Origin of the sequence: Rhizobium sp. CCGE 510 (genome assembly GCF_000292525.1) — a bacterium.
GTDB lineage: Bacteria > Pseudomonadota > Alphaproteobacteria > Rhizobiales > Rhizobiaceae > Rhizobium.
The window spans coordinates 1-624 of sequence record NZ_AEYF01000126.1 but is presented as its reverse complement, the minus strand read 5'-3'; the positions used below and the strand labels follow the sequence as shown (position 1 = coordinate 624).

Annotated in this window: 1 protein-coding gene and 1 pseudogene; both read left to right on the top strand. The window is 62.0% G+C overall.

The window, feature by feature from the left end:
* Positions 1-371, top strand: a pseudogene (locus RCCGE510_RS32785) (DUF1837 domain-containing protein); the annotation flags it as partial.
* Positions 358-624: hypothetical protein (locus RCCGE510_RS32780; protein ID WP_007638082.1), on the top strand; the 267-nt coding region annotated here is incomplete at its 3' end. The pseudogene RCCGE510_RS32785 and the gene RCCGE510_RS32780, both read left to right, overlap by 14 nt.

Here is a 624-nt window from a genome sequence, read left to right as displayed (position 1 = left end):
CCAAGAGCAACAAGAAGCTCGGAAAGTCGACGGTGACGAGCGCCCGCAAGGTGCTCGATCGCGACAATGGCCGCTGCACGCCGAACTCGCTGTTGTTCGTCGCCAACCGCCTGCTGGAAAGCGCTGATCCCGCCGATAACGCTCTGGGCCGCGACCTTCGCGATGAGGTGGGGCTCAAGTCGCTCCGCGCCGATCGCATCGACCACATGTTGTTAACGGTATCCGGTAACGGCCCCCATGCTTCCCTGAAGGAAGACTTTGAGGCCGCTGGCACCAATCGCGACCACTATGTCGTGAACATCCACATCGAGGACCACCAGGAATTCATCGCCGCCATATACGAGGAGGCGGAAGACGTTGGCGACGCCTGAAGAACTGACCGCCTTTCTCACCGTTGCGACCGAAGACGGCATTCTCGGCCGGTTGCTCTATCGCGGAGCCGCATGGTCCCTGATGCGGCAGGCTGGTATTTTGCCGGACAATGCGCCGCCTCTGGGCGCAACAATCGAGACCGATCTTGCCGAACACGGGTTCGCCCTGTTGCGCGGCGCCATGGCATTGCGCACGCAGACCGGCGCCAACGAATTGACGAGCAAGGCATTCGAGCGCGCCGCCAACGCCTTC